Source organism: Streptomyces sp. 130 (assembly GCF_007096885.1).
In the GTDB taxonomy this organism is placed as follows: Bacteria; Actinomycetota; Actinomycetes; order Streptomycetales; family Streptomycetaceae; genus Streptomyces.
Genome location: NZ_VJNO01000009.1, coordinates 158,852 through 184,120, shown reverse-complemented (window position 1 = coordinate 184,120; position 25,269 = coordinate 158,852). Strand labels below are relative to the sequence as shown.

Here is a 25,269-nt window from a genome sequence, read left to right as displayed (position 1 = left end):
CACAGACAAGGGGCGCCCTTCCCGGGGAGGGCGCCCCATCGCCGTACGCGCGCCTTCCGGGCCACGGCACGCGGGCCTATCGTGCCCGGCGTGACTCCCCCCACGACCGTGCGCAGTCCGCTCCGGCTGTACGGCCGCAGCGGTGAACTCGCCGCACTGGACACCCTGTTGACACGCCTTCGGCACGGCGACGGCGGCGCGCTGGTCCTGACGGGCCCGCCGGGCTCGGGCCGCACCGCCCTCCTGGCCCACGCCGTCGCGGCGCACCGCGACCGGGACGCGCACCCCGCCCTCCACGTCGCCGGCGCACCCGATGAACGGTGGGTGCCCTACAGCGGGCTGCACGCGCTGCTGTGCGCGGCGGGCCCCGCGCCCGGCGGCCCCGTACCGCGCGACGGCCTCCTCACGCTGCTCCGGCGGCTCGGCGGCGGGCGGCCCCTCCTGGTGTGCGTGGACGACGCGCACCACTGGGACCCCGACTCCCGGGCCGCCCTCGCCTTCGCCGCCCGCCGGCTCGGGCCGGGCAGCCGGGTCGCCGTGCTCATCGCCGCCGGGGACGAGGCCGGCTTCGCCGGGCTGCCCGCCCTGCGCCCCGGCCCCCTGGACGACGACGCGGCCTCCGCGCTCCTGGACCGGCTCACCGGAGCGGACCGGGCCGACCCGGTGGTGCGGGGCGAACTGCTCCGGGAGGCGGCCGGAAACCCCGGACTGCTCACCGCGCTCACCGCCCGCCTCACCCCGGCCCAGCTCGCCGGGCGGACCCCGCTGCCGCACCCGCTGCCCGGCGGTGACGACGTCCTGGCCGCCCACGCCGACCGCGTCGGCCACCTCCCCGCCGCCACCCGGACCCTGCTCCTGATCGCGGCCGCCGCCCACGCGCACGAGCCGGAGGGCGCCGGGGCGGACCTGGCTCTCGTACGCCGCGCCGCCGCGTCGGCCGCCGTCCCGCCCGCCGCTTCCGACCTGGCCCTGCGCACGCCCGGCGGCACGGCCGGCGCGCTCCGGCGGGCCGGCGACCGCGTCCACTTCGGCGAGCCCCTGCTGCGCCGCGCCCTCCTGCACCGGGCGCCCCCGGACCGCCGCCGCGCGGTGCACGCCCTGCTCGCCGGCCTGCTCGCGCCCGGGTTCGCCTCCCTGATTCAGCGGGCCTGCGCGTCCCCCGGCCCCGACGCCGCGCTCGCCGCCGCGCTGGAGGCAGCCGCCGCCCCGCCCCGCCCGCACGCCGACCGCGCGACGGCCCTCGCCCACGCCGCCGCGCTGACCCCGGACGAGCCGGACCGGGCCGGCCGTCCGGATCAGGCCGGATCAGGCAGCGGGAGCTGGTGCGTGCGGCCGCACGGCGCAGGAGGGCGACAGCGCGGAGCGCCGGCGACCGACGACAACGCCGGAGGGAGCCCCTCCCTGCCCGAGCGGGGCCGAGAGTTCGGGGGAGCGCGTGCCAGGCCCCGCGAGCCCGGCCCGATCCCGACGACAGACCTCCGGTCCGCCCGGTTCGTGGCGGCGGCCGAGCAGTACCGACTGGCGGGGGAGCCGGGGCGGGCCCGCGCCGCGCTGGCACGGTCGGGGCCCACGACCGGTGCCGCCCAGCACACCCGCGGCCTGCTCACCCTCGCCGACGGGCCCGCCCCGGACGCCCACGAGGCCCTGCTCGCCGCCGCCGCCCTGCTCGCCCCGCACGATCCCGGGCGCGCCCGGGACGCCCTGCTCGGGGCCGCCGAGGCCGCCTGGGCGGCGGGGGACGCCCTCGGCTACCTGGACGCGCTGACCCGTATCCCCGTGGAGGCCGCCGACGCCGCCGGCCGGGAGCTGAGCCACTACCGGGACGGCATGTGCGCCGTGCTGCGCGGGCGGATCGGTGCCGGGCACGTGCTGCTGCGCCGCTGTCTCGACTCGGGCGCCCGCGACCCCGGGGCGCTGTTGCGGGCCGGGGCGGCCGGACTCGTGCTCGGCGACCTCGACGCCGCCTGCCGGGCCGGGACCCGCGCCCTCGCCGCCGTACACGCGAGCGGTGCCGACGCCCTGCTGCCGCAGGCCCTGGAACACCTGGCCTACGCGGAGCTGCGCGCCGGGCGGCACGCCCGGGCCCGGGCCCACGCCCTGGACGGCCTGCGCGCGGCACGCCGTACCGGGCGGCCCAACGCCGCCGCCCACCTGCACGCCGTCCTCGCCCTCGCCGCCTCCGTGGAGAGCGGGGCGCGGGAGTGCGCGGCGCACGCCGAAGCCGCGCTCGCGGGCGCCGCGCCGCACGGGCTCGTCCAGGCGGAGACCCTGGCCGCCTGGGCGCTGGCCCGGGCCGATCTGGCGGCCGGGCGCTCGGCGGAAGCGGCGGCGCGGCTCGACCCTCTCGTGCGGCCGGGGCCCCGGCGCGGCCACTTCGCCACCCGGATGCTCGCCGTGCCCTGCTACGTGGAGGCGTCCGTGCTGGCCGGGCGGGCGGTCAGGGGCGGGGGAGCCGAGCCGGTGGCCGAGGCGGTGGCGGAGTTCGCCGTGTGGGCGGCGCGCACCACGGACCCCCAGGTCCCCGCCCAACTCGCGCGCTGCCGCGCCCTGCTGGCGCCGGTGAGCGAGGCGGCCGGGCGCTACGGGGAGGCGCTCGCCCATCACGACCGGGCCGGCGGCGACTTCGAACAGGCCCGTACGCGGCTGCTGTTCGGGTCCTGGCTGCGCAGGCGCCGCCGTACCCGCGAGGCCCGCGAGCCGTTACGGGACGCCCTGGTCGGGTTCGAACGGTGCGGGGCCGCGGCCTGGGCGGCCAGGGCGAGCGGCGAACTGCGGGCCGCCGGCGAGTCGGTGGAGGCCCCGGGCCCGTCCGGGTCGGCCGCCCCGCTGGCCGCGCTCACCCCGCAACAGGCGCGGATCGCCCGGTGCGTCGCCGAGGGGGCCACCAACCGGGAGGTCGCACGACGGCTCTCGGTGAGCACCCGGACCGTCGACCACCACCTGCGCAACGTGTTCGCCGCCCTGGGCGTGCGCTCGCGGACGGAGCTGGCGGGACTGCTGGGCAACGGGGGCTGAGACCGGCGAGGTTGCAGGACCGTGATGAGAAGGAGGCCGCACACCTCTAGGTACCGACTGGGCGGTATGTCATTCTGCGGGCGTCAGGATCATTCGGTGCGCCCGCCGCTCTCGCCTGGGCGGGGCGCGCCGGAGCCGGCCGTTCACCGAGCCGGCCGAATCCCGGTGGAGGCCGCGATGCCACAGGTCGTACGTTCACGGGTCAGGGCGCTGCACGCGCCGCCGCCCGTCGCCCCGCTCCCGCGCCGCTTCCGGTCGCTGGCCGACCGGGAGGCCGTCGCCGTCCTGCACCGGGCCGCCCGGGTGCTGGTGGCGGCGCTCCCGGAGCTGACGGACCGGATGGTGGAGGCGCTGCGGGAGCGGGAACCCGCCTACCGTGCCGCGATCGAGGCCGACCCGGCGGAGATCTGGCAGGAGGTGCACCTGTCGCTGCGGCACAACGTCGGTTCGCTCATCCAGCCCCGCGAGTTCCGGGAGGCCGCGCACCGCACCTCGCGGCGGATCGGCGAGGTCCGGGCCGAGCAGGGGGTGCCGCTGGACGCGGTCCTGCACGCGTTCCGGATGGGCGGGGCGATGGTCTGGCAGGACCTGGTGGACGAGACCGCCCGCCGCCACCCCGAGGACATCCGGCTGCTGGTCCACGTCGCCGCCGACGTCTGGAACTTCGTGGACGAGCACTGCGGGCTCGTCGCCGACGCCTACCGCAGGGCGGAACGCCGCCTCGCCTGGCGCCGCGAGAACCGGCACCGCCTGATGACGGCGGCGCTGCTCGACGGCACCGCCCAGATCGCCGACCTCCCGGACACGGCGGCGGCCCTCGGCCTGCCGGAGGACGGCCGCTACGCGGTGCTCGCGCTGCGCGACGCCCGCCGCTCCCCGCACGGCACGGCGCACCCGCCCCTGGAACTGCCCGCCGGCACGGACGCCGTGTGGCACCCGGGCCCGGAGGCGGATTACGCCATCCTGCCGCTGGGCCGGGCCGACGGCACGGACCCGGCGGACACCCTCGCCGCGCTGGCCGCCGGCCTGCGCCTGCCGCCCGGGGCCCGGGCCGGCATCGGCTCGGCGGTGGACGGTCTCGCGGCGGTCGGGGACGCCCGGCGCCTCGCGGACACGGCACTGCGGGCCTGCCCGGCGGACGGCGGGACCGTCCTGCTCGACGAGCACCTGCCCGCCGCCCTGGTCGTCTCGTCCCCGGCGCTCGGCGCGGCCCTTGCCGCCCGGGTGCTGGGCCCGCTGGACCGGCTGGACGCGGCCGACCGGGACGTGCTCATCGAGACGCTCACCGCGTGGTTCGACGCGGACGGCTCGGCGCCCCGGGCGGGCGCCCGCCTCTACTGCCACCGCAACACCGTCCTCAACCGCCTCCGCCGCTTCGAACAGCTCACCGGCCGCTGCCTGACCCGGCCCTCGGACGCCACCGAGGTCTCCCTGGCCCTGACGGCCCGCCGCCTGCTGCCGGACTGACCGCGGGCGGACCTGGGGGGCGCCTGTGTGGGGCGGGGTGCGCGGGGCGTGCGGGGCGTGCCTGCGCGGGGCGTGGGCTGTCCCGGGGTGCGGGCCGGTGGGGCGGGGCGGCTGTCGCGGGCGCGGGGCGTGCGGGGTGTGCCTATGCGGGGCGGGGGCTGTCCCGGGGTGCGGGGCGTGGCGTGCGCGTGGTGTGCCGGTGCGGGGCGGGGGCGGTCCCGGGGGGCGGGCCGGGGGGGGCGGGGGCCGGGGGGGCGGGCCGGCTCCCGGGGGCGGGGCGTGCGGGGTGCGCGGGGTGCACCTGTGCGGGGTGCGGGCGGTGTGGGTCGGTGGGGCGGGGCGGCTCCCGGGTGCGGGGCGTGCGGGGTGCGCGGGGTGTGCCTGTGCGGGGTGCGGGCTGTCCCGGGGTGCGGGCCGTGCGGGACGCGGGCCGTGCAAGGCGGCGGGCTGTCCCGGGGCGCGGGGCGCGGGGCGCGGGGGCGCGGCGTGCGTGGTCCGCGCGGGGCGCGGACTGTCCGCCGACGGACCGAGGGGGCGCGGGTTGCGCGGGGCGCGCTTGTGCGGGCGCGCCCGCGCCCCCGCACGGTCCCGTCCCGCGCCCCCGCACGGTCCCCGTCCTGTGCCCCCGCACAGTCCCCGTCCGTACGGCCTGTTTCCCCGCCGCGCCCCGGGGCGACCCGCTGTACGCCTGCCCGGGGGCCTGATGCGGTGACGGGCATGCAGCTTCCGTGCCCGTTCTCCCCCGTCGCCCCGGGATTCCGCCGGTGAGCGGCGGCTTCGACGCCCGCTCGCTCGCGGTCGTCGTGTTCCTCGCGTTCGTCGCCGTCTCGTTGCTGCTGTGCGGGCTGGCCGCCGCCGACCAGGACGATCCGGAGCACTTCTACGCGGGCGGCGGCTCCGCGCTCGGCCCCGCCGGGAGCGGGCTCGCCGTCGCCGGGGACTACCTGTCCGCGGCGACCCTGCTCTCGACCACCGGGTCCGTCGCGCTGGCCGGGTTCGACGGGGTGCTGTTCGCCCTGGCCACGGTCGTCTCGCTGGTCCTGGTCATGCGGGTCCTGGCCGAACCGATGCGCCGCGCCGGGGTGTTCACGCTCGGGGACTTTCTCGCGGACCGGCTCGGCGACCCCTCCGTGCGCCGCGCCCTCGGCATCACGACGCTGGTGGTCCTCACCCCGCTGCTCCTGGTCCAGCTCGGCACCGCCGGGCGGGTGATGGCGGCCATGTTCGGGCTGCCCGACGCCGCGCTCACCAGCTGCACCGTGGCCGGCGGCGCCCTGATGGTCTGCTACTCCGCGGTCGGCGGCATGCGGGGCACCGGGTACGTGCAGATCCTCAAGGTCGCGGTCGTCCTCGCGGCGGTGACCCTGCTCGCCGGACTCGTGCTCGCCCGCTTCGGCTGGAACCCGTTCGCCCTGTTCGACGCCGCGCGCCGGGGCAGCGGGGCCGGCGGCGCGTACGCCCGCCCCGGGCTCCAGTTCGGCCACGGACCCGCCGGCACCCTGGACCTGCTGGGCTTCCAGCTCACCCTGCTCCTCGGGGCCGCGTGCATGCCGCACATCACGATGCGGCTGCACCCGATGCGCGACCGCCGGACGGTGCGCCGCGCGACCGTGTGGGCGGTGGTCCCGGTGGCCGTGCTGTGCGCCGGGGTCGTCGTCACCGGGCTCGGCGCGTCCGCGCTGCTCGGGCACAAGGCGATCCAGGGGGCGGACCCGGCCGGCGGCACCGCGCTGCTCCTGGTGACCGGCGCCCTCGACCCGGGCGCCGGCGGGCCGCGCGAGAGCCTGCTCTTCGCGTGCGTGGCCTGCGCGGTCTTCGTCACCACGCTGGCCGCCGTCGCCGGGATCACCCTCGCCGCCGCCTCGTCCCTGGCCCGCGACTTCGCGGCGGGGCGCGGGGCGGCGCGTACGGCGGGCCCCTCCGGCCGGCCCGCGGGCCCCTCCGCCCGGTCCGCGGGGCGCGAGATCCTGCGGGCCCGCCTCGCGGTGGTCCTGACCGGCGCGGTCGCCGTCTGGGCGTCCACGTACACCCACGACCGCAACCCGCAGGTCCTGCTCTCGCTCTCCTTCGCGGCGGCGGCCTCCGTCCTGCCGCCGGTCCTGCTGTACGCGCTGTTCCGGCCGGGCTTCACCGCGCGCGGGGTGCGCTGGACGGTGTACGGGACGCTGCCGCTCATCGTGGTCCTGATGGTGTTCTCGCCCGCCTTCTCGGGCACGCCCATCGCGCTCTTCCCGGGCCGCGACTTCCACTGGTTCCCGCTCCAGACGCCCGGCCTGCTCACGATCCCGGCGGGCTTCCTGCTCGGCCACCTCGGCTCCCGCGACGGGCGGAAGCGGACCCGGACAAGACGTGCAGCTTTTCTTGCGCAATAGATATTGCGCAACTTTTCTTTCCTAACTAGCCTCGGGGCATGGCACGCGACGCATCGCGCCGGGTCTCCGACCTCGGCACCCTCAAGGCCTTCGGGCACCCCCTGCGGATGAAGCTGTACCGGGCCCTCCACATCGCCCGGCAGGCCACCGCGTCCCAGCTCGCCGAGGAGGTCGACGAGGCGGTCTCGCTCGTCAGCTACCACCTGCGCAAGCTCGCCGCCCACGGCCTGATCGAGGAGGCCGACCGGCAGGGCGGGGACGGCCGCGAGCGCTGGTGGCAGCCCGCCTCGGAGGGGCTGACCTTCCACGACGAGGACTTCAGCGACGCGCCCGAGAAGGCCGCGACCCACTCCGCCGTCACCCGGCTCTCCTTCGACCAGCACGTCGAGATGTACCGCCGCCACCTCGACGCGACGCCCACCTGGCCCGCCGAGTGGCGCCGCGCCTCCTTCAGCTCCGAGTACCTCGCCCGGCTCACCGCCGAAGAGCTCGCCGCGCTGGCGTCCGAGATGAACGACCTCGTCAAGCGCTACGAGCGGCAGGGCCGCGACCGCGAGGAGGCCGGCGACACGGAGAACCGCGAGAACGTCGCCCTCCACTTGTACGGCTTCCCGTTCCGCACCTGACCGGCCCCCGACACCCCCCCGACGCCCCGGCCCCCCGACGACCCGCCCCCGACGACCCGGCCCTCCGACGACCACCCGCCCCCGACGACCCGGCCCTCCGAGAGGACGAGACCGTGACCGCCACCCTGCCCGCCCCCGCCGAGGCCCCCGCCCGCCCGGCCCACCGTGACGGCAACGTCCTGCGCTGGCTCGGCGCGTACACCGCGTCCATGATCGGCGACAGCGTCTACTACATGGCCCTCGCCTGGGCCGCCGCCCGCACCGGCAGCGCCTCGCAGACCGGCCTGGTGCTCGCCGCGGGCTCCATACCCCGGGCGGTGCTCCTGCTCGGCGGGGGAGTGCTCGCCGACCGGATCGGCCCGCGCCGCGTGGTCGTCGCCGGCGACACCGCCCGCTGCCTGGTCATCCTCGGCCTCGCCGGGGCCCTGCTGCTCACCGCGCCCACGGTGTGGATGCTGATCGCCGTCGCGCTCGTCTTCGGCGCCGTCGACGCCCTCTTCCTGCCCGCCGTGGGCGCCCTGCCGCCCCGGATCACCGCCGCCTCCCAGCTCGCCCGCGTCCAGGGCATGCGCGGCCTGGCCGCCCGTACCGCCAACGTCGTCGGCGCCCCGCTCGGCGGCGTCGCCGTCGCCCTCGGCGGCCCGGTCCTCGCCTTCGCCGCCGCCGGGGTCCTCTTCGCCGTGTCGCTCCCGCTCCTGCTGGCCGTCCGGATGACCCCGCTGCCCGCTCCACAAGCGTCCGCACCCACCGGCACCGCCTGGCGCGACCTGGCCGACGGGCTGCGCCACATCCGCCGCCACCCGGTCCTCGGACCCCTGATGCTCGTCATCGCCGTCACCGAACTCGGCTTCGTCGGCCCCCTCAACCTCGGCCTCATCCTGCTCAGCGACGAACGCGGCTGGGGCGCCTCCGGCATGGGCTGGGTCGTCGCCGCCTTCGGCACCGGCGCGGGCGCCTCCGCCCTGCTCCTCACCGTGCGCGGCCGGGTGCCCAGGGCCGGACTGGTCATGTGCCTGACCGTCCTCGTCGGAGCCTTCGCCATCGCGGCCCTGGCCTACCTGCCCTCCGTACCCCTCGCCGCGGCCGTCGCGGCCCTCGTCGGACTCTTCGCCGGCCTCGGCGGCTCGCTGTGCGGCGCGCTCACGCAGACCGTCACCGACCCGGCCTACCTGGGCCGCGTCACCTCGGTCTCCACACTCTTCACGCACGCCCTCGCGCCGCTCAGCTACCCCGTCACCGGCGCCGCCGTCGCCCTCTGGGGCACCGGCCCGGTCTTCGTCGCCAGCGCCGCCCTGTGCGCCGCCGGCGCCGGCACCGGGCTCGTCCTCGCCCCGCTCCGCCGGGCGGAACTCCCGCGCTGACCGGGGCGCACCCCGGCTACATCCCGAGCTTCGCCGTCGTCATCCGGCCGATCGCGTCCGGCTCGCCCTCCAGCTCCACCCGCGCCGCGTCCTGCCGCCCGAACGCGAACAGCAGCAGCTCGCCCGGCTCACCGGTCACCGTCACCACCGGCGTCCCCCGGTGCGCCACCGCGGTCTGCCCGTCCGGGCGGCGCAGCACCAGGCCCACCGGCGCCTTCCGGCCCAGCACCCGCGCCGCCTTCTCCGTACGCGCCCACAGCACGTCCGCGAAGACCGGGTCCAGCTCACGCGGCGTCCAGTCGGGCTGCGCCCGGCGCACGTCCTCCGTGTGGATGTAGAACTCCACCGTGTTCGCCGCCTCGTCCACCTGCTTCAGGCCGAACGGGGACATCCGGGGCGGCCCGGTGCGGATGAGCTGGATCAGCTCCTCGTACGGCTTCTCGGTGAACTCGGCCATGACCCGGTCCCGGCGGCTCTTCAGCGGGCCGATGACGAGCCCGGCCGCCGCGTCCGGCCGCCGCTCCCGCACCACCACATGGGCCGCGAGATCACGGGCCGTCCAGCCCTGGCACAGGGTCGGGGCCTGCGGACCCGCCGCCTCCAACAGGTCGGCGAGCAGAAGACGTTCGCGCTTCGCATGGGTCGACATGCCCGCCAGCGTACGACCGCCGTCCCCCGTCCGCCCAGTGGACGCCCGCCCGGACACCCCGCGCGCCCACGGCACAATGGGCCCATGAGCAGCACGCCCCAGCCCGGCACCCCCAAGGCCGCCAGCGCCCTCGACCCCGCCATCGCCGCCCGCCTCAAGCGCGACGCCGACGGACTGGTCCCGGCCGTCGCCCAGCAGTACGACACCGGCGAGGTACTGATGCTGGGCTGGATGGACGACGAGGCGCTGCACCGCACCCTCACCACGGGCCGCTGCACCTACTGGTCCCGCAGCCGCCAGGAGTACTGGGTCAAGGGCGACACCTCCGGCCACATCCAGCTGGTCAAGTCCGTCGCCCTGGACTGCGACGCCGACACCGTCCTCGTCAAGGTCGACCAGACCGGCGCCGCCTGCCACACCGGCGACCGCACCTGCTTCGACGCCGACGTCCTCCTTCCCGCGCAGTAGGGTCTGCCGCCATGGACCTCGACACCTTCCGCAAGCTGGCCGTCGACCGGCGCGTCATCCCCGTCACCCGCCGCCTCCTCGCGGACGGCGACACCCCCGTCGGGCTCTACCGCAAGCTCGCGGGCGAGCGCACCGGCACCTTCCTCCTGGAATCCGCGGAGAACGGCCGCACCTGGTCGCGCTACTCCTTCATCGGCGTACGCAGCGCGGCCACGCTGACCACCCGCGACGGCGAGGCCCACTGGCTCGGCACCCCGCCGGTCGGCGTCCCCGTCGACGGCGACCCGCTGCACGCCCTGCGCGCCACCATCGAGGCCCTGCACACCCCGCACGACCGGGAGTCCGGCCTCCCGCCCTTCACCGGCGGCATGGTCGGCTACCTCGGCTACGACATCGTGCGCCGCCTGGAGAAGATCGGCGAGAGCGGCGGCGACGACCTGAAGCTCCCCGAGCTGACCATGCTGCTCACCTCCGACCTCGCGGTCCTGGACCACTGGGACGGCAGCGTCCTGCTCATCGCCAACGCCATCAACCACAACGACCTGGCCACCGGCGTCGACGAGGCGCACGCCGACGCCGTCGCCCGGCTCGACGCGATGGAGCACGACCTGCGCCGCCCCGTCGAGAACACCCCCGCCTCCCTGCCCCCCTCCGAGCTCCCCCCGTACACCGCGCTCTGGGGCGGCCAGGCCTACCAGGACGCCGTCGAGGACGTGAAGGAGCGCATCCGGGCCGGCGAAGCCTTCCAGGTGGTGCCCTCCCAGCGCTTCGAGACCCCGTGCACGGCGAGCGCCCTCGACGTCTACCGGGTGCTGCGCGCCACCAACCCCTCGCCGTACATGTACCTCTTCCGGTTCGACGGCTTCGACGTCGCCGGGTCCAGCCCCGAGGCCCTGGTCAAGGTCGAGGACGGCCGCGCCATGGTCCACCCCATCGCCGGCACCCGGCACCGCGGCGCCACCCCGCAGGAGGACCAGGCCCTCGCCGACGAACTCCTCGCCGACCCCAAGGAGCGCGCCGAGCACCTGATGCTCGTCGACCTCGGCCGCAACGACCTGGGCCGGGTCTGCGAACCGGGCAGCGTCGAGGTGGTCGACTTCATGTCCATCGAGCGCTACTCGCACGTGATGCACATCGTCTCCACCGTCACCGGAAAGGTCGCCGAGGGGCGCACCGCCTTCGACGTGCTCACCGCCTGCTTCCCGGCCGGCACCCTCTCCGGCGCCCCCAAGCCCCGCGCCCTCCAGATCATCGAGGAGCTGGAGCCCACCCGCCGGGGCCTGTACGGGGGCTGCGTCGGCTACCTCGACTTCGCCGGGGACTCCGACACCGCCATCGCCATCCGCACCGCCCTGCTCCGCGACGGCACCGCGTACGTCCAGGCCGGCGCGGGCGTCGTCGCCGACTCCGACCCGGTCGCCGAGGACACCGAGTGCCGCAACAAGGCGGCGGCCGTCCTCCGCGCCGTCCACACCGCCAACCGCCTCGGCGGCGCCTGAGCGGTGCGCCCGCGCCAGGGGTGCGGTGGGGCGTTCCGGGCCGGTGAGGGATAGTGGAGTACGTGAGTGCTGTCCCCGTACCCCAGCCCCGTACCGAAGCCGCCGCCGCGCCCGACAGTGCGGGGAGCCGCCGCACCCTGGCCGCCGGCCTGCTCCTCGGGGCGGCCGGCGCGACCGTCGTCCTCCTCGCCTCCGGGCAGACCTGGGCCGAGGGCAAGGCCCCGGTCGGCGGCGGCACCCTGCCGCTGAGCGCCGACGGGCAGGACGTCACCGGACTCCCCGCGGCCCTCGCGATCGTCGGCCTGGCCGCCCTCGTCGCCGTCTTCGCCGTGCGCGGCGCCGGGCGGCGCGTGGTCGCCGGACTCCTCGCGCTCAGCGGGCTCGGCGCCGCGCTCAGCGCCTTCCTCGGCGCGTCCGACAGCGGGGCGCTGGACGAGAAGGCCGCGCAGACCAGCGGTGACAGCGCCGCCACCATCACGGCCCTCAGCCACACCGCCTGGCCGTACGTGACGGCGGCCGGCGGCCTGCTGATCCTGCTCGCCGGGCTGCTCGCCCTGCGCTACGGCGACCGGTGGCCCACGATGTCCGGGCGCTACGAGCGCGACGGCACCCCCCGCCCCCGCAAGGCCCCCCGCCCGGTCGACCCCGACCGGCCGGAGGATCTGTGGAAGGCCCTGGACCGCGGCGAGGACCCGACGCGCGAGGCATGACCCCCAGCTCACGTCCTACCCGCACGTACGGGACAATGACGGTGAGCTGGCACAGCGGCACGGGCCGTGGGCACAGCGACCCGAGCGATTCCAACAGCGCAACACCAACGAGGAGCAACTCATGGCGGGCAGCAGCCACGGACACACCCCGGCCGCCTGGACGGGTGTCATCATCGCCTTCATCGGCTTCTGCGTCGCGGGCGTCTTCATGGTCGCGGCCAACCCGGCCGGCTTCTGGGCCGGCATGGGCGTCGTCCTGCTCGGTGGTGTCGTCGGCCTCGCGATGAAGGCCGCGGGCCTCGGCATGCCGAAGGAGTCGGCCGAGCTGCGCGCCGCCCGCGCGCGCGCCGGCCAGGCGCAGACCTCCTGACCCCCGCACCACCCACGCCGGAGAGGCGCGGCCCGGACCGGGCTGCGCCTTTTCGCGTCAGCGGCGACAATCACCGGGTGGACGCAACGCCAACCCCCTCCGCCGCCCCGTCGGACCCCGCACCGGCCCCGGCCCCCGGGCCGCCGCCCTTCGCCCCCGTCCGGGGCCCCCTCTTCCCCACGGCCCCGGCCGGCGCCTCGCGGCTGCGGCGGATCGCCGTCCCGGCGGGCGTGCTCGCCGCCGTCGTCGGCGCCTTCGGATACGTCGCGACCGTCGACCCGAACCAGCCCGGCCACTACCCCGTCTGTCCGCTGCTGCGGTTCACCGGCGTCTACTGCCCCGGCTGCGGCGGCCTCCGCAGCGCCCACGCCTTCGCCCACGGCGACCTGGCCAGCGCCTTCGGCGCGAACGCGCTCGCCGTGGCCGGCTACGCGGTCTTCGCCGCGCTGTGGACCGTATGGCTGATCCGCGAGGCCCGCGGCAGGCCCCTGCGGATCGCACCGCGCCCCGTGCACTGGTGGGCGATCGGCGCCGTACTGCTGCTCTTCACGGTCATCCGGAACCTCCCCTTCGGCGCCGTGCTCGCCCCGTGAAGTCCCAGCCAGTGGGACAGCCGGCGGCCGGATGCGGGCCCGGCGTCCTCCTGCGGATAACATCGGAGTGGCTGAGCCCGTGGCCTGCTACGTTTTTCTGTCACCGTTCCGGAAGGGGGCCGCTCGCGTGAGTGTGCTCGACGAGATCATCGACGGCGTGCGCGCCGACCTCGCGGAGCGGCAGGCGCGGGTCAGCCTCGACGAGCTCAAGGAACGCGCCGCCCGCGCCCCCCGCGCCAAGGACGGCGTCGCCGCCCTGCGCGGCGAGGGCGTGACCGTCATCTGCGAGGTCAAGCGCTCCAGCCCCTCCAAGGGCGCGCTGGCCGCCATCGCCGACCCGGCCGCGCTCGCCGCGGACTACGAGGCCGGCGGGGCCTCCGTCATCTCCGTCCTCACCGAGGAGCGCCGCTTCGGCGGCTCGCTGGCGGACCTGGAGGCCGTCCGCGCCAAGGTCGACATCCCGATCCTCCGCAAGGACTTCATCGTCACCTCGTACCAGCTGTGGGAGGCGCGCGCCTACGGCGCCGACCTCGTGCTGCTGATCGTCGCCGCCCTCGAACAGGAGGCCCTGGTCTCCCTGATCGAGCGCGCCGAGTCCATCGGCCTCACGCCGCTGGTCGAGGCGCACGACGAGGAGGAGGCGGAGCGCGCCGTCCAGGCCGGGGCCCGCATCGTCGGCGTCAACGCGCGCAACCTCAAGGACCTCAAGGTCGACCGCTCCACCTTCGAGCGCGTCGCCCCCGAGATCCCGGACCACATCGTCAAGGTGGCCGAGTCCGGCGTCCGCGGCCCGCACGACCTGATCGCCTACGCCAACGCCGGCGCCGACGCCGTGCTGGTCGGCGAGTCCCTGGTCACCGGCCGCGACCCGCGCACCGCCGTCGCGGACCTCGTCGCCGCCGGCGCCCACCCGGCGCTGCGCCACGGACGGGGCTGACCCGCCCGTGCCCCTCCCGCCCCCCGAGCCGATGCGCTGCGCGTTGCCCTCGTGGCACCGCGGCTGCCGGGCGCCCGCGCGCCGGGTGCACGGCCGGCGGGTGCGGTACGTGATCGGCGCCGAGCCAGGCCAGGTCAACGGCATGCGATGGCGCACCGGGCGCGCGCTGTAGGCGAGCCCGCAACCGCCCCGGTCCAGGACCGGGGCGGCGCTCCGCCCACGGCGCAGACGGTGCAGCCACCCCTGTGACGACGAGGAGCACATTCCGCATGTCTTCCGACTTCTTCATCCCGGACCCGGAGGGTCTGATCCCCAGCGCCGAGGGCTACTTCGGCGCGTACGGCGGCAAGTTCATCCCGGAGGCGCTGGTCGCCGCCGTGGACGAGGTCGCCGTCGAGTACGAGAAGGCCAAGGCCGACCCCGCGTTCGCCGCCGAGCTCGGCGAGCTGATGGTCCACTACACCGGACGGCCCAGTGCCCTCACCGAGGTGCCCCGCTTCGCCGAGCACGCCGGCGGAGCCCGCGTCTTCCTCAAGCGCGAGGACCTGAACCACACCGGCTCGCACAAGATCAACAACGTGCTGGGCCAGGCGCTGCTGACCCGGCGCATGGGCAAGACCCGGGTCATCGCGGAGACCGGCGCCGGCCAGCACGGCGTCGCCACCGCGACCGCCTGCGCCCTCTTCGGCCTCGACTGCACCATCTACATGGGCGAGATCGACACCCGGCGCCAGGCGCTGAACGTGGCGCGCATGCGCATCCTGGGCGCCGAGGTCATCGCCGTGAAGTCCGGCTCGCGCACCCTCAAGGACGCCATCAACGAGGCGTTCCGCGACTGGGTCGCCAACGTGGACCGCACCCACTACCTCTTCGGCACGGTCGCCGGACCGCACCCCTTCCCGGCGATGGTCCGCGACTTCCACCGCGTCATCGGCGTGGAGGCCAGACGCCAGATCCTGGAGCAGGCCGGCCGGCTGCCGGACGCGGCCGTCGCCTGCGTCGGCGGCGGTTCCAACGCCATCGGCCTCTTCCACGCCTTCGTGCCCGACGCGGAGGTCCGCCTCATCGGCTGCGAGCCCGCCGGACACGGCGTGGAGACCGGCGAGCACGCGGCGACCCTCACCGCGGGCGAGCCCGGCATCCTGCACGGCTCGCGCAGCTACGTCCTCCAGGACGACGAGGGCCAGATCACCGAGCCGTACTCCATCTCGGCCGGCCTGGACTACCCGGGCATCGGCCCCGAGCACGCCTACCTCAAGGACGTGGGCCGGGGCGAGTACCGCGCCGTCACCGACGACGCGGCCATGCAGGCGCTGCGCCTGCTCTCCCGCACCGAGGGCATCATCCCGGCCATCGAGAGCGCGCACGCGCTGGCCGGAGCGCTGGAGATCGGCCGGGAGCTGGGCAAGGACGGGCTGATCCTCGTCAACCTCTCCGGGCGCGGCGACAAGGACATGGACACGGCGGCCCGCTACTTCGGGCTGTACGACACCGACGCGGCCGTCGAGGCGGACGCCGGCAGCGGTGACGCGGAGATCGAGGGGGACGCGCTGTGAGCGGCAACATCGAACTGCTGAACACCACGCTCGCCGCCGCGCGGGCCGAGGACCGGGCCGCGCTCATCGCGTACCTGCCGGCCGGCTTCCCGACCGTCGACGGCGGCATCGAGGCCGTCAAGGCCGTCGTGGCGGGCGGCGCCGACGTCGTCGAGGTGGGGCTGCCGCACAGCGACCCGGTGCTCGACGGCCCGGTCATCCAGACCGCCGACGACATCGCGCTGCGCGGCGGCGTGCGGATCGCCGACGTGATGCGCACGGTCCGCGAGGCCCACGAGGCCACCGGGGCGCCGATCCTCGTCATGACGTACTGGAACCCGATCGACCGGTACGGCGTCGAGCGGTTCACGGCCGAGCTGGCCGAGGCGGGCGGCGCCGGGTGCATCCTGCCCGACCTGCCGGTCCAGGAGTCCGCGCTGTGGCGCGAGCACGCGGGGCGGCACGGTCTGGCCACCGTCTTCGTCGTCGCGCCCAGCAGCAAGGACGAGCGGATCGCCACCATCACCGACGCGGGCTCCGGCTTCGTCTACGCCGCGTCCCTGATGGGCGTCACCGGCACCCGCGCCTCGGTCGGCGCGCAGGCGGAGGACCTGGTCCGGCGGACCCGCGCCACGACCGAGCTGCCGGTCTGCGTCGGCCTCGGCGTGTCCGACGCCGCCCAGGCCGCGGAGGTCGCCGGCTTCGCCGACGGCGTCATCGTCGGTTCGGCCTTCGTCAAGTGCCTGCTCGACGCCCCCGACGAGGCGACCGGGCTCGCCGGTGTCCGTTCACTGGCGGCCGAGCTTGCCGAAGGTGTTCGAAAGCGCTGACACCTGAGATCACCCGAACGGGTGGACCTCGGTCCGGGGAGGCACGCGAGTGCCTCCCCGGGTCGTTTGCGCGGTGTGAGCGAGAAGAACGAACAGGGTAAAAGGGCCGCGCGAGACCGGCTGATCCAGCAGCGTGAGCAGGCGAAGGCGCGCGACCGCCGGCGCCGCACGCTGATCGTGTCCACGGCCGTGGTGGGGGTCCTCGGCCTGGCCGCCGTCGTCGGCGTGATCGCGGCGAACACCGACGGCAAGAGCGACAAGTCCAAGGCGTCCGGGCCCGCCGTCGCCCCGTCCGGAGCGACCGGCAAGGACGCCCTGGCCATCCGGGTCGGCGCGGACGACGCCCCGTCCACCCTCACCATCTGGGAGGACTTCCGCTGCCCGGTCTGCGCCCAGTTCGAGACCGCGTTCCGCGACACGATCCACGAGATGGAGCGCGACGGCCAGATCAAGGTCGACTACCACCTCGCCACGATCATCGACGGCAACATGGGCGGCAGCGGCTCCCTCAAGGCGGCCAACGCGGCGGCCTGCGCGCAGGACGCCGGAAAGTTCCCCGCCTACCACGACGTGCTGTACAGCAACCAGCCCGCGGAGACCGACGACGCCTTCGGTGACAACGACAAGCTGATCGAGCTGGCCAAGAAGGTCGACGGTCTCGACACGCCCGAATTCCGCGGCTGCGTCGAGGACGGCACGCACGACGCGTGGGTGCAGAAGTCCAACAAGGCCTTCAGCGAAGGCGGCTTCCAGGGCACGCCGACGGCCCTGCTCAACGGGGAGTCGATCTTCCCGAAGAAGGGCGACGAGGCGATCACCGTGGCCAATCTGAAGAAGTGGGTCGCCGAGGCGAACAAGGGCAAGAAGCCGGCCACCGCCACGGCCACGCCGTAGCCCGCAGGCGGTGGTGAGGGGGCCGGTCGGGGGAATCGGGGGCCCGCTCGTTACCCAGACGTTGCCGGGTGGGTTGTCCTACCTCCCGCCCGGCAGGGTAGCGTCGACGCTGCCATGAACCTTGCCTACATTCCCAGCCCGTCGACCGGCGTGATCGATCTCGGACCGATCCCGCTCCGCGGCTACGCGTTCTGCATCATCATCGGTGTCTTCGTCGCCGTCTGGTTCGGCAACAAGCGCTGGGTCGCCCGAGGAGGCACCGCCGGCACCGTCGCCGACATCGCCGTCTGGGCCGTGCCCTTCGGGCTTGTCGGCGGCCGGCTCTACCACGTCATCACCGACTACCAGCTGTACTTCAGCGACGGTGAGGACTGGGTCGACGCCTTCAAGATCTGGCAGGGCGGCCTCGGCATCTGGGGAGCGATCGCGCTGGGCGCGGTCGGTGCCTGGATCGGCTGCCGCCGCCGCGGAATCCCGCTGCCCGCCTGGGCGGACGCCCTCGCCCCCGGCATCGCCCTCGCCCAGGCGTGCGGGCGCTGGGGCAACTGGTTCAACCAGGAGCTGTACGGCAGGGCGACCGACGTCCCGTGGGCGCTGAAGATCAGCGAGGGCCCGAACCGGGTCGCGGGCACCTACCACCCGACCTTCCTGTACGAGTCGCTGTGGTGCGTCGGGGTGGCCGTCCTGGTGATCTGGGCCGACCGCCGCTTCAAGCTGGGCCACGGCCGGGCGTTCGCCCTGTACGTCGCGGCCTACTGCGCGGGGCGCGCGTGGATCGAATACATGCGCGTGGACGAGGCGCACCACATCCTGGGCCTGCGGCTCAACGTGTGGACCGCGCTGATCGTGTTCGTGCTGGCGGTGACGTACATCGTGATCTCGTCGAAGGTCCGGCCGGGCCGCGAGGAGGTCGTGGAACCCGGGGCGCCGGAGGCGCCGGAGTCCTCGGAGAAGACGGACGAGGCCGACGAGAAGGCGGACGAGGCCGAGGCGGACGAGCCGGCGGCCGCGGAGGCGGACGCCGACGCGCCGAAGGCGGACGCCGACGAGGACGCGCCGAAGGCGGACGGTACCGCGGAGGCCGCGAAGGGCTGACGCCGCGCGCAAGCTGAGTGAGGGGCCGCCGGGATTCCGGCGGCCCCTCAGCCGTGAAGCCCGGCCCGTCCGGCGATTGAGGACGAAGCGGTCGGGCGGAGCGCCAGGTCACCGCTTCCGCTGGGCCAGCGCCAGCGTCCGCCGCGCCTGCGCGACCACCGCCGCGTCCACGAAGCGTCCGTCCGGAAGGGCCTGGGCCCCCGCCTGGTCGCGGGCCGCCTCCACGATCTCCCAGGCCGCCTCCACCTCCTGCGGCGTCGGACGGAACGCGCGTTCGATCACCGGGAGCTGGCGGGGGTGGATCGCCGCCCGGCCCAGGAAACCCAGGGCCCGCCCGTGGGCGCAGGAGGACCAGAGCCCGTCCAGGTCCCGGACGTCCGCGAACACCGACTGCGCGGGCGGCGCCAGGCCCGCCGCCCGGGCGGCGACCACCAGCCGGCCGCGCGACCAGTCCAGCCCCGCGTCCTCCCGTACGCCCAGGTCCGCGCGGAGGTCCGCCTCGCCCAGGGCGATGGCGCGGACCTGGGGGTGGGCGGAGGCCACCGAGTAGGCGTGCTCGATGCCGAGGGCCGACTCCAGGAGAGGGCACAGGGCCACCCCGGGGGCCAGCGCCGCGATGCGGTGGACGGACGCGGCGTGGGTGATCTTCGGCAGCCGCAGCCCGCCCAGCCCCGGCAGCCCGGCCAGCGCCAGCACGTCCGCCTCGTCGTTGACCCGCACATGCAGCGGCGGCGCCGTGGCGGACGGCGGGTCCGACAGCAGCTCCACCGTCGCGGCCCGGGCGTACTCCTTGCGGTCGGGGGCGACCGCGTCCTCCAGGTCCACGATCACCACGTCCGCCCCCGAGCCGGCCGCCTTGCGCACGACGTCCGGCCGGTCACCGGGCACGTACAGCAGGGTGAGGGGGGCCGCCGCGCTCACAGCACCCGCTCCGCCCGCAGCGCCGAGATCTCGGGCCCGCTCAGCCCCAGCTCGGTCAGGATCTCCTCGGTGTCGGCGCCGTGCGGGCGGCCCGTCCAGCGGATCGCGCCCGGGGTCCGGGACAGCCGGAAGAGGACGTTCTGCATCCGCAGCGGGCCGAGCTCCGGGTCGTCCACCTCGGTGACCGAGTCCAGGGCCCGGTACTGCGGGTCCTCCATCACGTCCCGTACATCGTGGATGGGGGCGATGGCGGCCTCCGCCTTCTCGAACGCGGACAGGGCCTCCTCCCGGCTGTGCCGGGCGATCCAGTGGCCCACGGCCTCGTCCAGCTCGTCGCTGTGCTCGGCGCGGGTCGCGCCCGAGGCGAACCACGGCTCCTCGATCAGGTCCGCCCGTCCGACCAGCCGCATCACCCGCTCCGCGACGGACTGCGCGGAGGTGGAGACGGCCACCCACTGCCCGTCCGAGGTGCGGTAGGTGTTGCGCGGCGCGTTGTTGCGCGACCGGTTCCCGGTGCGCGGCTGTACGTAACCGAGCTGGTCGTACCAGAGCGGCTGCGGGCCGAGCACGGTCAGGATCGGCTCGATGATCGCCATGTCGACGACCTGTCCCTCGCCGGTCCGGTCCCGGCCGGCCAGCGCGGCCATCACCGCGTACGCCGTGGCGAGCGCGGCGATCGAGTCGGCGAGACCGAACGGCGGCAGGGTCGGCGGCCCGTCCGGCTCCCCGGTGATCGCCGCGAAGCCGCTCATCGCCTCGGCGAGCGTCCCGAAGCCGGGCCGGTGGGAGTACGGGCCGTACTGGCCGAAGCCCGTGACGCGCACCAGCACGAGGCGCGGGTTGACCGCGTGCAGCTCGTCGGGGCCGAGCCCCCACCGCTCCAGCGTGCCCGGCCGGAAGTTCTCGATGATCACATCGGTGTCCGCCGCGAGCCGCAGCAGCAGGTCGCGGCCCTCCGGCGCGGAGAGGTCGAGCGTCAGATTGCGCTTGTTGCGGCCGAGGAGCTTCCACCACAGGCCCACCCCGTCCTTCGCGGGCCCGTGGCCCCGGGACGGGTCCGGGCGCACCGGGTGCTCGACCTTGATCACCTCGGCGCCGAAGTCGCCCAGCATCGTCGCGCAGAGCGGGCCCGCGAAGAGCGTGGCGAGATCGACCACCCGCAGTCCGGTGAGCGGCGGCGCCGCGGGGGCGCTCACGCGCCGTCGATTTCGCTGCGGTACGGCATGGAGACCGAGGCGCCCGGTTTCTGTACGCAGAGCGAGGCGGCGGCCGAGGCCCAGGCGACGGCCTGCGGAATCGGGCGCCCCTCGCCGAGCGCCACGGCCAGGGTGCCGACGAAGGTGTCCCCGGCGCCGGTGGTGTCGACGGCGGTGACGTCCGGGGCCGGGAAGTGGATGGTCCGGCTGCCCCGGGCCGCGTACAGGCTGCCCTTCGCGCCGAGCGTGATGAGCACCGCGGGGACCCGGCCGAGCAGGATCTCCGCCGCCGCGTGCGGGTCGTCGTAGCCGGACAGCTCGGCCGCCTCGTGCTCGTTGGGGACCAGCAGGTCGACGTGGTCCAGGAGTTCGGAGGGCAGCTCCCGCACAGGGGAGGGGGTGAGCACCGTCCGTACGCCCTGGGCGTGGCCGGCGCGGGCGCCCTCGATCACCGCCGACATCGGCAGCTCCAGCTGGAGCAGCAGCAGATCCGCCTCGGCGATGGCGGCCATCTCGCCCGGCCCGAGCGCGGTGACGGTGCCGTTGGCGCCGGGGATGACGACGATCGCGTTGGAGCCCTTGGCGTCGACCACGATGTGCGCGGTGCCGCTGGGGCCCTCGGCGGTGTGCAGCAGGTCGGTGTCGACGCCGGAGTGCTCCAGATTCTCCCGCATCCGTACGCCGTACTCGTCGTCGCCGACCGCGCCGATCATCAGCACGTCACCGCCCGCGCGGGCGGCCGCCACGGCCTGGTTGGCGCCCTTGCCGCCGGGGACGGTGCGGAATTCCCGTCCGGTGACGGTCTGGCCGCGCTCCGGAGCCCGGTCGACGTAGGCCACAAGATCCATATTGGTGCTGCCGAGCACCGCGACTCTGGTCATGGGCGGAGTGCCTCCTCGTGGGTGAGCCGGTGGGTCAGGTCGGCCAGGGTGTCGAAGCCGGCCCCGTCGAAGCCGGGGACGGACGTGGCGAGCCGGTTCTTCAGCGGGGCCGTCCACTGTTCGGGCAGCGCGTCCGGCCGCCCGGCGAGCAGTCCGGCGAGCGAACCGGCGGTCGCGCCGTTGGAGTCGGTGTCCCAGCCGCCGGACACCGCCTTGCAGACCGAACCGGTGAAGTCGCCGTCGGCGTGGGTGAGGGCGGCGGCCAGCACGGCCGCGTTGGGCAGCACATGCACCCAGTGATACCCGCCGTACGCCGCGTGCAGCCGGTCCACGACCGTATCGAAGTCCCGCTCCTCGCGGGCGGTCGCGATGCCGTCCCGTACCGCCGCCGCGAACCGCGAGCGCGGCGGCACCACGCGCAGCCCGGTGGCCAGGCAGCCGTGCACATCGGTCTCGCCGGTGGCCGCCTCGGCCAGCGCCGCCGCGGTGAACATCGCGCCGTAGACGCCGTTCCCGGTGTGGGTGAGGACCGCGTCGCGGTACGCCTGCTCCGCGGCGCCCGCCGGGTCGCCGGGCCGGGTCCAGCCGTGCGCGTCGGCCCGGATCTGCGCGCCGATCCACTCCCGGAACGGGTTGCGGTGGCGGGCGGTGTCCGGGGGCTCGATGCCGTCGAGCAGATTGCGGTACGCGATCCGCTCGGCGGTGAACGTACGCCCGGCCGGCAGCTCGTCCAGCCACAGCCGGGCCAGGTCCGCGGTGGTGAAGGCGGTGCCGTGCCGCTGGAGCAGCAGCAGGGCGAGCAGCGGGTGGTTGAGGTCGTCGTCCTCGGGCATCCCGTCGATGTTCTCGGCGAGCGAGGTGGGCGCGGAGCGCCTGTTCCACGGGTAGGCGGCGGCCAGTGGCGCGGGCAGGCCCCGGGCGGTGAACCAGGTGCGCAGCGGCCAGTTGCCGGTGGCCCGGGCCAGGGCGCGGATCCCCTCCAGGGGCAGCTTCTCGACCGGCTTGCCCAGCAGGCAGCCGGCGGCGCGGCCCAGCCAGGCGGCGTGCAGCCGCTCCCGGCCGGGCGCCGGGCGGCCCGGCACGGTGTGCGGCCACTGCGGGCAGGCGGCCCGGATCGCGTCCAGGCCGTCCGGCTCGTCACCGGCCAGCGGGGACTCCAGCAGGGCGAGTTCGTCCAGCAGCCGTTCGGCGACCGCGCGCAGCCCCGGCGGGGTGCCCGGGGCGGAGGCGCCGGCGCGCTCGGGGGCGGGGTGTCCGCCGGCCTCGTACCACCGGCGGGCGATGTCGCGGGCGTCGCGGCCGTCCTCGGCGGCCTGCCGGAGCTCGTGGCCCACCAGGTCCTCCGGCTGCACCCAGGTCACCCGCACCGCCGTGGTCACGGGGTGCCCGCCAGCGTGGCGAACGCGGACTCGTGGGCCCGGCGGCGGGCGGTGTCCCGCGCGAACACCTCACGGGCCACCTCGGCCAGGGTCCGGGCCGGGGCGCGCAGATCGAGGCGGCTGGCCTCGGCGACGGTGGCCGCCCAGTCGGCGGGCACGGCGCTCTCACCGTGCAGGGCGCCCGCGAGCGCGCCGCTCATCGTGGCGATCGAGTCGCAGTCGCGGCCGTAGTTGACCGAGCCGAGGACCGCCTGCCGGTAGTCCCCGCCGGCGGCCAGCAGCATGCCGAGGGCGACCGGCAGCTCCTCGATCGCGTGCAGCCGGGACGGCCGCCGGGCGCCGAGCGAGGGCGCGCGGTAGTCGGGGCCGACGGTGTCGAAGGGGGCGACGGCCGCGCGCAGCGGGACGAGCGCCGACTCCACGTCCCGGTGGCGGGAGGCCGCCTCGCAGACGGCCTCGATCGCGGCCCGGGTGCCGTCCTTGGCGAGCGACAGGCACGCCTCCACGACCGAAGCGGGCGTCGCCCCGGGCGCGCAGGCGGCGGCCACCCCCGCCGCGAAGACGCCCGCCGCCTCCCGGCCGTAACTCGACTGATGGGCCCCGGCGACGTCGATCGCCTCGGCGTACGCCGCCTGCGGATGGGCGGCGTTCACCAGACCGACCGGGGCCATGTACATCGCCGCCCCGCAGTTGACGATGTTTCCGCAGCCCGCCTCGCGCGGGTCGACGTGGCCGTAGTGCAGCCGGGCGACGATCCACTTCTCCGCGAGGAACACCCGCTGCAGCGGCAGCGCCTCGGCCTCCAGCTCGGGAATCCAGCGCGGTTCGCCGATCATCTCCGGTACGAGGTGGTCGGCGACCGCGTACGCGTCGAGATGGCCGCGCACCTTCCCGTACACCCGGACCAGCGCGTGCGTCATCAGGGTGTCGTCGGTGACGTGCCCGTCTCCCTTGTGGTACGGGGCGATCGGGCGGGCGGTCCGCCAGTCGTCGCCGTCCCAGGGGCCGACGATCCCGGTGATCCTGCCGCCGTGCCGGGCCGTGATCTGCTCGGGGGAGCGGCCCTCGACCGGGCCGCCCAGCGCGTCGCCGACGGCGGCGCCGACGAGGGCGCCGGCGATCCGGTCATCGAGCGCGGGCCCCTGCGGGGTCGTGGGCGTCGTGGCTGTCGTGGGGGAGGGGGACGTCGTGGGCGCCAGGGGCACTGTGGAGGTCATGTCCGAATTGTCCACCCAGGGGGGCCGGTTCCGTGTCTGCCAGCAGCCCGGCGAGTTCCAGCAGATCCGTGCCCGCGAACCGGGGCAGCGCGCACCCGGCCAGCGTCCGGCAGGTCTCGCGCCAGCCGTCGGGCACGGAGCCGATGGAGCCCAGTGCCCCGGTCAGCGCGCCGGCCAGGGCGGGCGCGGAGTCCGCCACCCGGGACAGGCAGGCCGCCGCGGGCACGGCCTGCGCGAGGTCGCCCCGGGACGCGGTGGCCAGCGCGAGGGCGACCGGTACGGTCTCGGCGGCGGCGATCCCGTAGCTGTAGACGTGGTCCACGATCTGGTGCTCCAGGACCGGGACGAGCGCGAACGCCCCGGCCCGTTCCCCGGCGAACTCCCGGGCGATCCGGACCGCGTGGGCCGCGTTGCGGGCGATCTCGGTGCCGTCGGGGAGCTGGGCCAGCGCGGCGTTCACGGCCGTCTCCACGTCCGCCCCGCCCAGCGCCTCGGCGCTCGCGGCGGCCATCGCCCGCGCCCCGTGCACCCCGTCGCCGTCCTGCGTGAAGCGCGCGTCGAACTCCGCGAGCTCCGCCGCCGCGTGCGGGTCGCCCGGGTGGACGACCGCCAGCACGGCCGCCCGTACGCACGCCGCGTCGTCGAAGTAGTGCGGGTTGTCGTGCCCGGTGGCGGGCGGCCGAAGCCCGGCGGCGAGGTTTCCGAGCCCGGCCCGCACCGAGATCCGTGCCCGCAACGGCAGCACGGCCGCCTCCACCTCGGTCGCCCGCGCCGCGGCGGCGGCGACCTCGGCGGCGAGGGCGTTCCAGGCCCCGGCCACGGCGGCGCGCACCTGGGCGTCGCGCGCGCCGGGCGCGGCCCCGAGCACGGTCTCCGCCGCGAACGCCGCCCACTCGGCGTCGTCGGACGGCCCGAGCCGCAGTGGCTCGGGGGGCTGGTTGAGCGCGATGGGCACGGGGAGCGTGGTCGTCGCGTTCTGCTCGGCGAAGGTGTCCAGCTCCCGGGTCAGGCGCCGGGTCCACTCCGGCATCCGGGCCGCCCGGTGCCGGGCCGCGGGCCACCCGGCGGCGTCGCCCGCGGCCAGCCCGATGAGCAGCCCTTCGACGCGGGCGCGCCGCGGGGCGCTCATCGCGCCACCGCCCCGGTGCCGGCGGGGCGGGCACACGACCGCGCGCCCCCGACCGGGGCACGGCCGCCCGGCCCGCGGGGATCCGCGTGCCGCGCCGCGTGGGGCGGCTCTTCGCCGGGTGTCGT

23 protein-coding genes are annotated in these 25,269 nt (G+C 76.0%); 16 read left to right on the top strand and 7 right to left on the bottom strand.

What is annotated here, in order from left to right; all coding sequences use genetic code 11:
* Positions 1-81 precede the first annotated feature (81 nt).
* From FKN01_RS11155 to FKN01_RS11130, 5 genes are all read left to right on the top strand, one after another.
* Positions 82-3,015, top strand: coding sequence for an AAA family ATPase (locus FKN01_RS11155; protein ID WP_398931883.1), 2,934 nt, complete (start codon positions 82-84; stop codon positions 3,013-3,015).
* A gap of 177 nt (positions 3,016-3,192) precedes the next feature.
* The gene (locus tag FKN01_RS11150; protein ID WP_143619102.1) at positions 3,193-4,482 is read left to right on the top strand and encodes a CdaR family transcriptional regulator; all 1,290 of its coding nucleotides are present in this window, start codon (positions 3,193-3,195) and stop codon (positions 4,480-4,482) included.
* Positions 4,483-5,246: 764 nt separating this feature from the next.
* Entirely contained in the window at positions 5,247-6,854 is a 1,608-nt protein-coding gene (locus FKN01_RS11145; RefSeq protein WP_143619176.1) for a cation acetate symporter, read from the top strand.
* 38 nt (positions 6,855-6,892) lie between these two features.
* The gene (locus tag FKN01_RS11140) at positions 6,893-7,480 is read left to right on the top strand and encodes a helix-turn-helix domain-containing protein (protein ID WP_143619100.1); all 588 of its coding nucleotides are present in this window, start codon (positions 6,893-6,895) and stop codon (positions 7,478-7,480) included.
* A 113-nt stretch (positions 7,481-7,593) separates the two neighbouring features.
* Entirely contained in the window at positions 7,594-8,841 is a 1,248-nt protein-coding gene (locus FKN01_RS11130) for an MFS transporter (protein ID WP_143619098.1), read from the top strand.
* Positions 8,842-8,857: 16 nt separating this feature from the next.
* Here FKN01_RS11130 and FKN01_RS11125 read toward each other — a convergent pair whose 3' ends face one another.
* Positions 8,858-9,490, bottom strand: coding sequence for a TIGR03085 family metal-binding protein (locus tag FKN01_RS11125; RefSeq protein ID WP_143619096.1), 633 nt, complete (start codon positions 9,488-9,490; stop codon positions 8,858-8,860).
* Positions 9,491-9,574: 84 nt separating this feature from the next.
* Here FKN01_RS11125 and hisI point away from each other — a divergent pair, with 84 nt between their 5' ends.
* From hisI to lgt, 11 genes are all read left to right on the top strand, one after another.
* Complete coding sequence (gene hisI, locus FKN01_RS11120; protein WP_143619094.1) at positions 9,575-9,958, top strand: phosphoribosyl-AMP cyclohydrolase; 384 nt, start codon at positions 9,575-9,577, stop codon at positions 9,956-9,958.
* A gap of 11 nt (positions 9,959-9,969) precedes the next feature.
* The gene (locus FKN01_RS11115) at positions 9,970-11,457 is read left to right on the top strand and encodes an anthranilate synthase component I (RefSeq protein ID WP_143619092.1); all 1,488 of its coding nucleotides are present in this window, start codon (positions 9,970-9,972) and stop codon (positions 11,455-11,457) included.
* Positions 11,458-11,510: 53 nt separating this feature from the next.
* Positions 11,511-12,167 (top strand): TIGR02234 family membrane protein, encoded by a 657-nt coding sequence (locus tag FKN01_RS11110; protein WP_143619090.1) that lies wholly within the window; start codon positions 11,511-11,513, stop codon positions 12,165-12,167.
* Positions 12,168-12,288: 121 nt separating this feature from the next.
* A complete protein-coding gene (locus tag FKN01_RS11105; RefSeq protein ID WP_143619088.1) occupies positions 12,289-12,537 on the top strand; it encodes an HGxxPAAW family protein in 249 nt (82 codons plus the stop codon).
* Between the two features lie 77 nt (positions 12,538-12,614).
* A complete protein-coding gene (locus tag FKN01_RS11100) occupies positions 12,615-13,130 on the top strand; it encodes a DUF2752 domain-containing protein (RefSeq protein ID WP_143619086.1) in 516 nt (171 codons plus the stop codon).
* Positions 13,131-13,257: 127 nt separating this feature from the next.
* Positions 13,258-14,067, top strand: coding sequence for an indole-3-glycerol phosphate synthase TrpC (trpC, locus tag FKN01_RS11095; protein WP_143619084.1), 810 nt, complete (start codon positions 13,258-13,260; stop codon positions 14,065-14,067).
* Positions 14,068-14,098: 31 nt separating this feature from the next.
* Positions 14,099-14,239, top strand: a complete 141-nt coding sequence (trpM, locus tag FKN01_RS33705; RefSeq protein ID WP_398931915.1) for a tryptophan biosynthesis modulator TrpM — start codon at positions 14,099-14,101, stop codon at positions 14,237-14,239.
* A 97-nt stretch (positions 14,240-14,336) separates the two neighbouring features.
* On the top strand, positions 14,337-15,623 hold the full coding sequence (trpB, locus tag FKN01_RS11090) for a tryptophan synthase subunit beta (RefSeq protein WP_143619082.1): 1,287 nt from the start codon (positions 14,337-14,339) through the stop codon (positions 15,621-15,623).
* The gene (trpA, locus tag FKN01_RS11085) at positions 15,620-16,432 is read left to right on the top strand and encodes a tryptophan synthase subunit alpha (RefSeq protein WP_143619080.1); all 813 of its coding nucleotides are present in this window, start codon (positions 15,620-15,622) and stop codon (positions 16,430-16,432) included. The genes trpB and trpA overlap by 4 nt, the downstream gene beginning before the upstream one ends.
* A 75-nt stretch (positions 16,433-16,507) precedes the next feature.
* Positions 16,508-17,326: a thioredoxin domain-containing protein gene (locus FKN01_RS11080; RefSeq protein ID WP_143619078.1), complete on the top strand. Its 819-nt coding sequence runs from the start codon at positions 16,508-16,510 to the stop codon at positions 17,324-17,326.
* 114 nt (positions 17,327-17,440) lie between these two features.
* Positions 17,441-18,421, top strand: a complete 981-nt coding sequence (lgt, locus tag FKN01_RS11075) for a prolipoprotein diacylglyceryl transferase (RefSeq protein WP_143619076.1) — start codon at positions 17,441-17,443, stop codon at positions 18,419-18,421.
* A 108-nt stretch (positions 18,422-18,529) separates the two neighbouring features.
* Here the strand turns inward: lgt and FKN01_RS11070 are convergent, their stop codons facing one another.
* The 6 genes from FKN01_RS11070 to FKN01_RS11045 are packed head-to-tail and all read right to left on the bottom strand — an operon-like array spanning position 18,530 to position 25,144.
* Complete coding sequence (locus FKN01_RS11070) at positions 18,530-19,342, bottom strand: CoA ester lyase (RefSeq protein ID WP_143619074.1); 813 nt, start codon at positions 19,340-19,342, stop codon at positions 18,530-18,532.
* Positions 19,339-20,538, bottom strand: coding sequence for a CaiB/BaiF CoA-transferase family protein (locus tag FKN01_RS11065; RefSeq protein ID WP_143619072.1), 1,200 nt, complete (start codon positions 20,536-20,538; stop codon positions 19,339-19,341). The genes FKN01_RS11070 and FKN01_RS11065 overlap by 4 nt, the downstream gene beginning before the upstream one ends.
* Positions 20,535-21,419, bottom strand: a complete 885-nt coding sequence (rbsK, locus tag FKN01_RS11060; protein ID WP_143619070.1) for a ribokinase — start codon at positions 21,417-21,419, stop codon at positions 20,535-20,537. The genes FKN01_RS11065 and rbsK overlap by 4 nt, the downstream gene beginning before the upstream one ends.
* Entirely contained in the window at positions 21,416-22,798 is a 1,383-nt protein-coding gene (locus FKN01_RS11055) for an ADP-ribosylglycohydrolase family protein (protein WP_143619068.1), read from the bottom strand. Before FKN01_RS11055 ends, rbsK begins: the two co-directional genes overlap by 4 nt.
* Positions 22,795-24,015 (bottom strand): ADP-ribosylglycohydrolase family protein, encoded by a 1,221-nt coding sequence (locus FKN01_RS11050; protein WP_143619066.1) that lies wholly within the window; start codon positions 24,013-24,015, stop codon positions 22,795-22,797. The genes FKN01_RS11055 and FKN01_RS11050 overlap by 4 nt, the downstream gene beginning before the upstream one ends.
* The gene (locus FKN01_RS11045; protein WP_143619064.1) at positions 23,924-25,144 is read right to left on the bottom strand and encodes an ADP-ribosylglycohydrolase family protein; all 1,221 of its coding nucleotides are present in this window, start codon (positions 25,142-25,144) and stop codon (positions 23,924-23,926) included. Before FKN01_RS11045 ends, FKN01_RS11050 begins: the two co-directional genes overlap by 92 nt.
* Between the last annotated feature and the right edge of the window lie 125 nt (positions 25,145-25,269).

What these genes read in the sequence shown, in the direction of transcription:
- FKN01_RS11150 (WP_143619102.1), top strand. Translation starts at nt 3,193, where the DNA reads ATGCCACAGGTCGTACGTTCACGGGTCAGGGCGCTGCACGCGCCGCCG.
- FKN01_RS11140 (WP_143619100.1), top strand. Translation starts at nt 6,893, where the DNA reads ATGGCACGCGACGCATCGCGCCGGGTCTCCGACCTCGGCACCCTCAAG.
- FKN01_RS11125 (WP_143619096.1), bottom strand. Translation starts at nt 9,490, where the DNA reads ATGTCGACCCATGCGAAGCGCGAACGTCTTCTGCTCGCCGACCTGTTG.
- hisI (WP_143619094.1), top strand. Translation starts at nt 9,575, where the DNA reads ATGAGCAGCACGCCCCAGCCCGGCACCCCCAAGGCCGCCAGCGCCCTC.
- FKN01_RS11115 (WP_143619092.1), top strand. Translation starts at nt 9,970, where the DNA reads ATGGACCTCGACACCTTCCGCAAGCTGGCCGTCGACCGGCGCGTCATC.
- FKN01_RS11105 (WP_143619088.1), top strand. Translation starts at nt 12,289, where the DNA reads ATGGCGGGCAGCAGCCACGGACACACCCCGGCCGCCTGGACGGGTGTC.
- trpM (WP_398931915.1), top strand. Translation starts at nt 14,099, where the DNA reads ATGCGCTGCGCGTTGCCCTCGTGGCACCGCGGCTGCCGGGCGCCCGCG.
- trpB (WP_143619082.1), top strand. Translation starts at nt 14,337, where the DNA reads ATGTCTTCCGACTTCTTCATCCCGGACCCGGAGGGTCTGATCCCCAGC.
- lgt (WP_143619076.1), top strand. Translation starts at nt 17,441, where the DNA reads ATGAACCTTGCCTACATTCCCAGCCCGTCGACCGGCGTGATCGATCTC.
- rbsK (WP_143619070.1), bottom strand. Translation starts at nt 21,419, where the DNA reads ATGACCAGAGTCGCGGTGCTCGGCAGCACCAATATGGATCTTGTGGCC.
- FKN01_RS11050 (WP_143619066.1), bottom strand. Translation starts at nt 24,015, where the DNA reads ATGACCTCCACAGTGCCCCTGGCGCCCACGACGTCCCCCTCCCCCACG.
- FKN01_RS11045 (WP_143619064.1), bottom strand. Translation starts at nt 25,144, where the DNA reads ATGAGCGCCCCGCGGCGCGCCCGCGTCGAAGGGCTGCTCATCGGGCTG.